This is a genomic window from Bradyrhizobium sp. AT1 (assembly GCF_001590795.1).
GTDB lineage: Bacteria > Pseudomonadota > Alphaproteobacteria > Rhizobiales > Xanthobacteraceae > Bradyrhizobium.
Genome location: NZ_JXDL01000001.1, coordinates 1054872 through 1063877 on the forward strand (window position 1 = coordinate 1054872; position 9006 = coordinate 1063877).

Sequence of the window (9006 nt, forward strand, 5' to 3'; positions counted from 1 at the left end):
CCGGGCTTCACCGTCGGCTGGATCGTCGCGCTCGGCGGCATCGGCGCCTTACCCTGCTGGATCAGGGCAGCGCGCTGCACGACCGCCTGCGGTACGGCAGGCCCGGCAGGATTGGCGCGGCCGGCAATCGCCGGCGCCAGATTGCCCGGTCCCGGTCCAGCCCCTGCCCCCACAGCAGGTGCTGGAGGCGGCGGACGGTTGATCACGGTGTTGATGACCGTGGTGTTGTGGATGTTCTGGTAGATGATGTTGTTCGGCGGCGGCGCGACATAGACCGGCGGCCTCACGAACACCGGGATCGGCACGAACACCGGCTGCGGCAGCACGAACAGGCCGACCACGGGCATCGGCGGCGGCAGCACGACGAAATCGGGCGGCGGCGGCGGCAGGTAGTAGACCGGCGGCGGTGGCGGCGGTGCGAAGGCGAACACGGGATCGCCGAAATACAGCACCGGACGATCGACATAGACCACCTCCTCCGGCGGCGGTGGCGGCACGTCGTAGTCGATCATCGCAAAGCTCGGCGGCGGCTCGGCCGGCGCGGTGAGGATCGCAAGGCGGCGGCGCGCATCGCCCGCGTGCGGTCCGCGCGGATAACGGCGCAGATACGACCAATAGGCTTCCGGCGTGTCGTTACGATAGGTGCGCCGCCAGGTGATGGCCTCGCGGCGCGCCGCGACGATAGCCATCACGCGCTTGGCCAGGGGATCGCCGGGATAGGCGGAGAGAAATTCCTCATAGGCCGGCAGCGTGTCGCGCTCGAGCGCGGCGGCATAAGCATCCTGCGCGCCGAGATCGCGGATCGGGCGGGCACGCAGCGCGGCAACCTGGTCCGGCGTCTCCGCCGGCGGCGGCGCATCCGGCCCGCGCTCGAAGAACGAGAAAGGCGCCGAGATCTTCTGCTCGTTCCAGGGGATCTGCGCGCCCTTGCTGGCCTCGTTGACGCGCAGCCGGACGCGGTCGAACACTTCGGGCAGCGGCAGGCCGCCGGTCCGGATCATCTCAGCCAGCGACTGGGCGTAGATGCCATAGGGCCCCGGCTCCTCCGGCGCGACCGTGCCGGGCGCGGCGTTGAACGCGATCAGCATGTTCGGCTCGGGCTCGACCAGCGCCAGACCGCTCGCGATCTGCTGGCCGCCCTCGATGAAGGGCTGTGCGCGGGCCGCGTCGAGCACGACGATGTTGGCCTTGAGCGGGATCGACGCGAGCTGGCGCATATAGTCGCCGATCCGCAAGGCCTCGGTCGGAACGTCGGTATCGCGGGTGATGTTGGAATCGACCGGGATGAAATAGTTCTCGCCGGCAAGCTGCACGCCGTAGCCTGCAAGATAGACCATCGCGACGGTGCCGGGTCCGGAGGCCTGGGCCTTCTGGATGAAATCACGAAAGCTCTTGCGAAGCGTATCGCCGTCGAGATCCCTGGCACCGACGACGTCGAACCCGGCCGCCTGCAGCGTCTGGGCGATCAAGCCGGCATCGTTCGCGGTCGTCGCCAGCGGCGACTTGGCGTAGGCGCCATTGCCGACCACGAGCGCGATGCGCTTCTCCTGCTGCTGCGCGCGCGCAGGTCCCGGCGCGCCTGCGGCAAGGACCACGATCGGCAGGAGAAGGCAAATGAAGACTCTGAACGTCCCACGCATGGCTTGCTGCCCGTTATTGTCGTTGAGGTGCCACCACGCATGAGGCGCGCGGCCGGCTGAACGGCGGTTGAACGAAAGGCTTGGATAACGAAAGGCCTGAATAACGAAAGGCTTGGATTGAGGCGGAGGCGTGGCCACGCCGCTGCCGGCGTCAGCCCCACGCCCCCTCGTGTCAGCCTCACGTCAGCCTCGGCGCAGCCTAGAAACAGCGCGAGGCTCCTTCAAGTCGCCGCTTGTTCAAATCCCCGCTTGGCGGCCGCCCTTCAACGGGCAGAGGCGCGGCCGCCTGGCTTGGCGTCCTCCTGAAGCAGGCTCACCCCTGGGCAAGCAACTCGACGGCCCCCGTGCTCAGCCGATAGATACCGCCGACCACCTTGAGCTTGCCCTGCTCGACCGCTGCATTGAGGAGCGGAGCCGCCGATTTCAGTTTGGCGACGTTGTCGATGACGTTCTGACGGATGGCGTTGTCGAGCGCGTTGCCGCTCTGCTGGGCCGCCGCCTTCACCGACGGCGCGATCGCGGAGACCAGCGTCGGGATGTGCCCCGGCAGCGGCTTGTCGTCCTTCAGCGACTTGATGGTCGCGTCGACCGCGCCGCAATTGTCGTGGCCGAGCACCAGGATCAGGGGCGTGCCGAGCACGGCGACCGTGTACTCCATGCTCGCGACCGTCTCGTCACCGGCAAAGTTACCGGCGACGCGGCACACGAACAGGTCGCCACGTCCGCTGTCGAAGGCATATTCGGGTGCGATGCGCGAATCGGCGCAGCTCAACACGGCCGCATACGGATTCTGACCACCGACCAGAGCCTCGCGCTCGTGCTTGAAGTCGTGGCGGCGCGACACGCCCGAGACGTAGCGCGAATTTCCCTCCATCAGCCGCTTCAGCGCGGCATCGGGCGACAGCACATTCTGAGGTTTCGGCGGCGCCTTCGCCTCCTTGGCCAAAGCGGGCCCGCCAAACGCCGCCATTCCGAGCGCGGAGGCCGCGAAGAGCATCATCGAGCGGCGGGAGGGAGCCATCGATTGATGCAGATTTTCAGAGCATTTGTCACACATGGTTGTTCTTCCTTGGTTGCGCGCCGGGCGACAACTGATAGCTGTGCCCGGCACACTTCGAAACCATGCGAGAGCTTGTTAGTTAAGCTTTGGTTTGCGACGGGACGCGCAAGCGTCAGATCTGCTGCACGTCCACGACGCCCGCGACCGCCTTGATCGCGCCTGCGATCTGCGGCGAGACCTTGAAGCGGCCGGGCAGCTTCATCTCGACCTCGGTCTCGAGGTCGAGCAGCATCACCAGCGAGACCTCGCCGTCGCCATTGGAGCGCGGCGCGATGGCCGGACTGCCGATCTTTGGCGCGGCGCCGTTCGATGCGGCCATGTCGGGACCGGCCAGACGCTTGGCGATCGAGTCCAGCGGCTTGGTGTCGCGCAGGAAGATGCGCAGGCCCTTCTGCGTCTTGGCGGCGGCATCATCCAGCGGCTCGGCATGCAGCACGCGGGCGCGGACGTCCTCGCCCTGGAGCTCCGCGCCGAGTTGCAGCAGCACGGCGGCGCCCGGCTCCAGCACGTCGCGATATTGCGCGAGGCCTTCCGAGAACAGCACCGCCTCAAAATGGCCTGTGGGATCGGACAGGCCCATGATGCCCATCTTGTTGCCGGTCTTGGTGCGCCGCTCCATGCGCGAGACCACGGTGGCCGCGACCTTGCCGGCGGTAGCACCGGTCTTCACCGCGCGCGAGAATTCGGCCCAGCTCTGCACTCGCAGCCGCTTCAGCACGGTGGCGTAATCGTCGAGCGGATGGCCCGACAGGAAGAAGCCGACGGCGTCGTATTCGCGGCGGAGCTTTTCGGCCGGCAGCCACGGCTCGATCTGCGGCAGCATGATGGTCGGCGCATCCGCCGACATGCCGAACATGTCGTTCTGTCCGATGGTCTCGGCCTGATGCGCGCGCTGGCAGGCGGCGAGGATGGAGTCGGCGCCGGCGAAGACGCGGGCGCGGTTCGGCTCCAGCGTGTCGAAGGCGCCGGCGGCGGCGAGACTTTCGATGATGCGCTTGTTGATGGCGCGCGGATTGACCCGCGCGGCGAAGTCGGCGAGCGAGGTGAACAAGCCGCGCTTGGTGCGCTCCTCGATGATCTGCTCGATCGCCTGGATGCCGACGCCCTTCAGCGCCGCGAGCGCATAGTAGATGACCTTGTCGCCGACCTCGAAGGTCGCGCCGGAGCGGTTGATGTTCGGCGGCTCGACCTTGATGCCGAGGCGCTGCGCCTCGGCGCGGAATTCGGAGAGCTTGTCGGTGTTGTTCAGGTCGAGCGTCATCGACGCCGCGATGAACTCCACCGGATAATGCGCCTTCATGTAGGCGGTGTGGTAGGACACCAGCGCATAGGCCGCCGCGTGGCTCTTGTTGAAGCCGTAGTCGGCGAACTTGGCCAGCAGCTCGAAGATGGTCTCGGCCTGCCCCTTCGGCACGCCGTTCTTCACCGCACCCGCGACGAAGATGTCGCGCTGCTTGTCCATCTCGGCGCGGATCTTCTTGCCCATGGCGCGGCGCAACAGGTCGGCGTCGCCGAGCGAATAGCCCGACATCACCTGCGCGATCTGCATCACCTGTTCCTGGTAGATGATGACGCCGAACGTCTCCTTCAGGATCGGCTCCAGCACGGGATGCAGATATTCCGGCTCCTCGTCGCCGTGCTTGCGCGCGCAATAGGTCGGGATGTTCGCCATCGGGCCCGGGCGATAGAGCGCGACCAGCGCGATGATGTCCTCGAAACGGTCCGGGCGCATGTCGACCAGCGCGCGCCGCATGCCCTGGCTTTCAACCTGGAACACGCCGACCACCTCGCCGCGCGCCAGCATCTGGTAGCTTTCGGCATCGTCGATCGGCAGCGTGGCGAGATCGACATGGATGTTGCGCGGCTTGAGCAGTTTCACCGCGACGTCGAGCACGGTCAGCGTCTTCAGGCCGAGGAAGTCGAACTTGACGAGGCCCGCCGGCTCGACCCATTTCATGTTGAACTGGGTCACCGGCATGTCGGATTTGGGATCGCGGTAGAGCGGCACGAGCTCGCTCAAGGGACGATCGCCGATCACGATGCCGGCCGCATGGGTCGAGGCGTGGCGGGTCAGGCCTTCCAGGCGCTGGGCGATGTCGAAGGCGCGGGCCACGATCGGGTCTTCGTCGCGGAACGCCTGCAGCTTCGGCTCGCTCTCGATCGCGGCGGCAAGCGTCACCGGCGCCGCCGGATTCTGCGGCACCAGCTTGGTCAGCTTGTCGACCTGGCCGTAGGGCATCTGCAGCACGCGGCCGACATCGCGCAGCACGCCGCGCGCCTGCAGCGTACCGAAGGTGATGATCTGCGCCACCTGGTCGCGGCCATAGCGTTCCTGGACGTACCGGATCACTTCGCCGCGACGGTCCTGGCAGAAGTCGATGTCGAAGTCCGGCATCGAGACGCGCTCGGGATTGAGGAAGCGCTCGAACAGCAGGCCGAACTTGATCGGGTCGAGGTCGGTGATGGTCAGCGCCCAGGCGACCAGCGAGCCTGCACCGGAGCCGCGGCCCGGCCCGACCGGAATGCCCTGCGACTTCGCCCATTTGATGAAGTCGGACACGATCAGGAAGTAGCCCGCATATTTCATGCGCATGATGACGTCGAGTTCGAACGCCAGGCGCTTGTTGTAGTCTTCCTCCGTGGTGCCCTGCGACAGGCCGTGGACACTGAGGCGGTTGGCAAGCCCCGCCTCTGCCTGGCGCTTCAATTCCGCCGACTCGACCGCCGCTGCGTCCGAGCTCTGCGCGGCGCCGACGGTGAAGAACGGCAGGATCGGCTTGCGCGTCATCGGCCGGAACGAGCAGCGCTCGGCGATTTCCACCGTCGAGGCCAGCGCCTCCGGAATGTCGGCGAACAGCAGCGCCATCTCGGCGCGGGTCTTGAAGCGATGATCGGGCGTGAGCTGTTCGCGCTCGGTCTCCGCGATCAGCCGCCCGCCGGCGATGCACAGCAGCGCGTCATGCGCCTCGTAGTCATCGGTCGCGGCGAAATACGGCTCGTTGGTTGCAACCAGCGGCAATCCCTTGGCGTAGGCGATGTCGATCAGGCCGCTTTCGACGCGCCGCTCCTTCTCGGTGTTGTGGCGCTGCAGTTCGATGTAGAGGCGGTCGCCGAACAGGCTGGCCAGACGCTCGCAGCGCAGCGCGGCGAGCTCGGCATGACCGCCGGCCAGCGCCAGCGAGATCGGTCCGTCCGGCCCGCCCGTCAGCGCGATCAGACCCTCGGTCTCACCCTCGAACCAGTCGAACTTGATGAACGGCGCGTGGCTATCCGGTGATTCCAGGAACGCGCGCGAGTTCAGCCGCATCAGGCTGCGATAGCCGCGCTCCTGCGCCGCCAGCAGCACCACGCGCGAGGGCCCCATCGCGTTGCGCGCGTTCGGATCCTGGTCACCGAAATCGATCGCGAGCTCGCAGCCGACGATCGGCTGGATGCCGGAGCCCGCCATCTTGTCGGAGAACTCCAGCGCACCGAACAGATTGTCGGTGTCGGTCAGCGCCAGGGCCGGCTGGTGATCCTTCTTGGCAAGCTCGGCGAGCTTGCCGATCTTGATCGAGCCCTTGAGCAGCGAATAGGCCGAGTGAACGTGAAGGTGAACAAATCCGGCGCTCGGCATGGTCGCGTGACGGCCTCTTGCAGATGAAATGGAGCGGTCGTCGGCTCTTCAAGGCATCACTCGCCATCTGCCCTTTCGCCGACTCGCCCCACGATGGTGGGACCTCGCAGCTTCAGAGTCCACGCCGGAGCGGCCAATTGGCGGCGTCGTCCTGCTTATCCCCAAGGCCACCGGTCACGAGGCGGATGGGCCTGCAAAACCGCTGCACCAAAACCTTCAGAATCAGAGCTGCGGTATGACCTGGGCCCAGATCGCGATCATCCCGACGAACAGTGTGATGGAGGCCAGCGCGGCCGCTTCTTCCACGAAAATCTTGAACATGATCTCGCTCCCTTGCTAGAACGTATGAAGAACATTGTTCTCATTTCGTTCTCAGGAGTCAAGCCATCTCGACCATCCCGCAAGGGAATGGTTAACTCGTTGAATGCGAACAAGAAAAAAGCCCCGGCGCAAGGCCGGGGCTTTCGATAACCGCTCGAAGAGCGATCGATATCAGTAACGGCCGAGGATCGGGCCGCCGAACTTGTAGTTCAGGCGGACGAGGCCCATGTCGACGTCCTGCTTGACGTTGACCGCCAGAACACCAGCCGGGCCGGTCAGGTTGCGATCGTTGCCGCCCAGGAAGATGTGGTTGTACTCGGCGCCAATCGACCAGTTCGGAGCGAAGCCAAACTCGAGGCCTGCGCCGACGGTGCCGCCCCAACGGGTGTCGTTGGCCGAGGCCAGCGACACGCCGCCGAGCGAAGTGTCGTACTTGGTGCCGACCACAGCCGCGCCGCCCTTGACGTAGAGCAGCACGTTGTTCCAGGCGTAACCGACCTGACCGGTGATCAGACCGAACGAATCGATCTTGGTGCTGTTCGTGAGGCCGGAGATCGCGCCGACATGGCTGCCGGAGAAGTCGGCCCAGTTGCCCTGGCCTTCCACGCCGAACACGAACTGGCCGGACTGCCAGCGATAGCCGATCTGGCCACCGACCGTGCCGCCGGTCGCATCGTGCGAACCATCACGGCCGAAACCGACCAGGTCCCACTTCGTGCTCGACGAACCGCCGCCGCCGTTGATACCGATGTAGAAGCCGCTCCAGTCGTAGATCGCGGCGACCATCGCCGGCGCCTTGGTGTAGGGCCGCGCTGCGAGGTCAGCAGCCAGCGCCGGCGCAGTCGCGCTCAGCGCGACAAGGCTCACAGCGGCAAGCAACAAATTCTTTTTCATTTGAGTCCCGTTCCAGTTTCGTCGTTAGGCCCCCTGGCCGTGCAGTGGTCATAACAGCGATCGACGGAATTGCTGTAACCTCAACGCCACAGTTCGCTCCAAAGGCCAGCGCTTCATTAATGAAGATTTATCAGCGCGCGCTGGAAACCCTTTGAAACAAGTGTTTTCTGTAGTTCCAATGTCGGCGACACGAGATAAATTGCAGGCGCGCGTAACAACGTCGCTCGCACGTTCGCGTGATGGAGAATTGAAATGCCTGGACGAGTTGCCCTCCCCATTGTCGCCACATTTTCGCTCGCACTCGCCACATTTGCCCTCGCGTCGAGCGCAAGCACACCGGCGCGCGCGTTCGGCACGCACCATCCGTTCTGCCTCACTGGCGATGAATGGCCGGGCTTGAGCAATTGCAGGTTCGACACCTACGCGCAGTGTCAGGCAAGCGCCTCGGGCCGCGCGCTGACCTGCATCGCGAATCCCTTCTTCTCGGGTCAGAGCGATGACCCCTACGCCTATCAAAATCGTCCGCGCGGCCAGATGCCGGGTTACTCGCCCGGCTACTACCTGCCGCGCTGAGATGCGCAGCGCCCGTCTCGCGCTCGCTGCAATCGGCCTGCTGCTCGCGGGCGGATCCGCACGCGCGCAAACCTATGACCCGAGCTATCCCGTCTGCATGCAGATCTACGGGCCCGTCGGCTATTTCGACTGCCGTTACGGCTCGCTCGCGCAGTGCAAATATCTCGCCGTCGGACGTTCGGCGAGTTGCGTGGTGAACCCGTATTTTCCGCCAAGGGAACCTGCTCGCCGCGCGAGGTCGGCCACCAGACGCTGATGCCGCGATCGCCCTGTCGCGATCGTCTCCTTCAGATCATCGACCGTCTGACGTGATCCGCCGCCGGCCTCAGTGGCCTCAACCTGCCATCGTCACGATCAGGGGCCCGTTGCGGGTGGCGACAACGGTGTGTTCGTACTGCACGGTCGGCGCCGCGGGACTGCTGAAGAGCGTCCATGGATCATCGCCGTTCTCTGCCCACTCGGCGCCAAGAGACAGGAACGGCTCGACGGTGAACACCAGGCCATCGTTCATGATGCGGCGCTCGGAGCGGTCGGGCCATGTCGCGATCTCGGTCGGCTCCTCGTGGAGCGACAGGCCGACACCGTGACTGGCAAGATTCCTGACCAGGCTGTAGCCGTTCTTCCGTGCAAAGGTCCCGATCGCCTGGCCGATCCCGGCGATCGGCTTGCCGGCGCCAACCCGCTGCAGGCCGGTCCACATCGCCCGCCGGCCGTCCCGGCAAAGCCGTTCAATCGCGCGGGCGACGGGCGGAACGGCGAACGAGGCCCCGGTGTCGGCAAACAAACCGTTCTTCTCGGCTGACACGTCGATGTTCACGAGATCGCCGCGCGCGATCCGCCGCTCGCCCGGGATGCCGTGAGCGATCTCCTCGTTGACGCTGATGCAGGTCGCCCCGGGAAAG

Annotated in this window: 7 protein-coding genes; 2 read left to right on the top strand and 5 right to left on the bottom strand. The window is 65.6% G+C overall.

Annotated features, from left to right (window positions below; translation table 11 throughout):
• From SE92_RS04950 to SE92_RS04965, 4 genes are all read right to left on the bottom strand, one after another.
• Positions 1 to 1640 (bottom strand): caspase family protein (locus tag SE92_RS04950; RefSeq protein ID WP_198172900.1); only part of this gene is annotated, 1640 nt, incomplete at its 3' end.
• A 313-nt stretch (positions 1641 to 1953) separates the two neighbouring features.
• Entirely contained in the window at positions 1954 to 2697 is a 744-nt protein-coding gene (locus SE92_RS04955) for a carbonic anhydrase (RefSeq protein ID WP_063194731.1), read from the bottom strand.
• Between the two features lie 115 nt (positions 2698 to 2812).
• Complete coding sequence (gene dnaE / locus SE92_RS04960) at positions 2813 to 6316, bottom strand: DNA polymerase III subunit alpha (protein WP_063194732.1); 3504 nt, start codon at positions 6314 to 6316, stop codon at positions 2813 to 2815.
• Between the two features lie 492 nt (positions 6317 to 6808).
• Complete coding sequence (locus SE92_RS04965) at positions 6809 to 7531, bottom strand: outer membrane protein (RefSeq protein ID WP_063194733.1); 723 nt, start codon at positions 7529 to 7531, stop codon at positions 6809 to 6811.
• A 252-nt stretch (positions 7532 to 7783) separates the two neighbouring features.
• On the opposite strand from SE92_RS04965, the gene SE92_RS04970 reads away from it, so the two are divergent.
• Both SE92_RS04970 and SE92_RS04975 read left to right on the top strand, forming a co-directional pair.
• The gene (locus tag SE92_RS04970; RefSeq protein WP_063194734.1) at positions 7784 to 8104 is read left to right on the top strand and encodes a DUF3551 domain-containing protein; all 321 of its coding nucleotides are present in this window, start codon (positions 7784 to 7786) and stop codon (positions 8102 to 8104) included.
• Position 8105: 1 nt separating this feature from the next.
• Entirely contained in the window at positions 8106 to 8360 is a 255-nt protein-coding gene (locus SE92_RS04975) for a DUF3551 domain-containing protein (protein WP_063194735.1), read from the top strand.
• A 78-nt stretch (positions 8361 to 8438) separates the two neighbouring features.
• Here the strand turns inward: SE92_RS04975 and map are convergent.
• On the bottom strand, positions 8439 to 9006 hold a 568-nt coding region (gene map / locus SE92_RS04980; RefSeq protein WP_063194736.1), incomplete at its 5' end, for a type I methionyl aminopeptidase.

Coding starts and splice junctions, on each gene's coding strand:
- dnaE (WP_063194732.1), bottom strand. CDS start 6,316: ATGCCGAGCGCCGGATTTGTTCACCTTCACGTTCACTCGGCCTATTCG.
- SE92_RS04975 (WP_063194735.1), top strand. CDS start 8,106: ATGCGCAGCGCCCGTCTCGCGCTCGCTGCAATCGGCCTGCTGCTCGCG.
- SE92_RS04970 (WP_063194734.1), top strand. CDS start 7,784: ATGCCTGGACGAGTTGCCCTCCCCATTGTCGCCACATTTTCGCTCGCA.
- SE92_RS04965 (WP_063194733.1), bottom strand. CDS start 7,531: ATGAAAAAGAATTTGTTGCTTGCCGCTGTGAGCCTTGTCGCGCTGAGC.
- SE92_RS04955 (WP_063194731.1), bottom strand. CDS start 2,697: ATGTGTGACAAATGCTCTGAAAATCTGCATCAATCGATGGCTCCCTCC.